The organism is Clostridium chromiireducens, assembly GCF_002029255.1.
Taxonomy (GTDB): Bacteria; Bacillota; Clostridia; order Clostridiales; family Clostridiaceae; genus Clostridium; species Clostridium chromiireducens.
On sequence record NZ_MZGT01000170.1, the window covers coordinates 1 to 1,644 of the forward strand.

Annotated in this window: 1 protein-coding gene; it reads right to left on the reverse strand. The window is 23.7% G+C overall.

Annotated elements, in window-relative coordinates; all coding sequences use genetic code 11:
* Positions 1–142 precede the first annotated feature (142 nt).
* Positions 143–1,644, reverse strand: a 1,502-nt coding sequence (locus CLCHR_RS24195; protein ID WP_079442487.1) for a hypothetical protein, incomplete at its 5' end; no start/stop codon positions are given.

Sequence of the window (1,644 nt, forward strand, 5' to 3'; positions counted from 1 at the left end):
ATATATACATAATAATCTAAAATTTATATTATAGTTCAATATCAGAAAATAGAAAAACTTCAGTAATAGCTACTTTAACTATTACTGAAGTTTTTTAAAGCAATACATTTCTCACAATATTTTTATTTCACTTGAATTATATCTACATTGATTGAAGAATAACTTCATATCTTAGTATATTATCACTTATTTTTCTAAAGGCCTCTTGAAAAGCACTATAAAAATCATCAATAGTTATATTTTTTTCTATTTCTAAAGCTTTATGCAAATTATTAGTGTTAAATTTATTTTTTGTTACTTCCATTAAGAAAGAGTTTTCAAAATAGTTAATTGCACTTTCCTCTAATCTGCCTTTAATTGATTTCACAAGTTTTTCCTTGTCCTCTTTAGATATTTCACCATTGACATTTACTATAATCTTATTTTCATTAGAATCAAAGCCAACAATATTATATCCATAGTTTAACAACAATTTCAAAATTTTTTTACTATCTTTATTATCCCCACTTTTTAAACTGAAATCGATTATATGTTTCTCCTCTTCATCGCAACATAAGATATAGTTCTGATAATTATCTTTTCGATTTCTAATTATGATTTTATTTTTGCTATAACAATATACACAATTCCTTCTATTACTAATAACGCCATTCCAAACCTCAACTAAATATCCATTATATCTCTCATAAAGCATACTAACTAAAGCCTGCACACTCATTCTTTCTTGATTTAATGATATATTTATTATATTCTCTTTATTCTTTGATTTTATTTTTATTGTTCTTCTGTAACTTTCGCTTTCTTTTTGTATAAGTTTAACTAATTCGATAAAATCACTATTAGTACATGAATTTTCTAATGAATCCTTATGGATCTCATTAAGTTGCATAGTTCCAGCAATTTTATCTTTTGAAATACCGATTTTCTTAGATACATCTGATTTTAATAGATCAGCAAGACTTTCATAATCATTATTAATCCATTTTTCTTTAAACTTTAGTATTTGTTCTTTAACATAACTTCCATCAGTTATAATGCAAAATACTCTATTATTTAGAGTTTCACTGCTAATTTTTTCTTTTAGTACTGAAAGGCTGTTTATATCTTTATTAGATTCTATATTAAATAAAAATACTTCCTTATAATCTTCACATATTCTCTCTTCTAATAGCCTTGTTAAATTATTGCATTGTGTACTTTGTAAATAATCAATAAAAACAACACCTGAAAACTGTTCTTTTTTAGATGGAATTTCCATGTAAACTCTATCAATCATAAGAGAACAAGAACTTCTGATTCCATATAATGCTTTGCATAAATTTTCAAGATCTTTATTTATATAATTATTTGAATTTTCTTGCTCCTCGTTAATGTATTCATAGCCTTCATCGCTATGTATATAATACTTGGAGATTAATTGTAACCACTTATAATATTGATTTTTTAAACTAATTTCAAATTTATTAAAATATAATTCCCAAATATAATCATCCTTTTCTTCACTTATATCCTTCAAATCATTTAATTTTTTTATTTGTTCAAATAATTCAGTAAAGTCTATATCCTCATTCATTTTACTCATAATATCATCTATTCCATAATATTTACTTAGAGATATACCATAAAATTTATTTAGTATTTCAA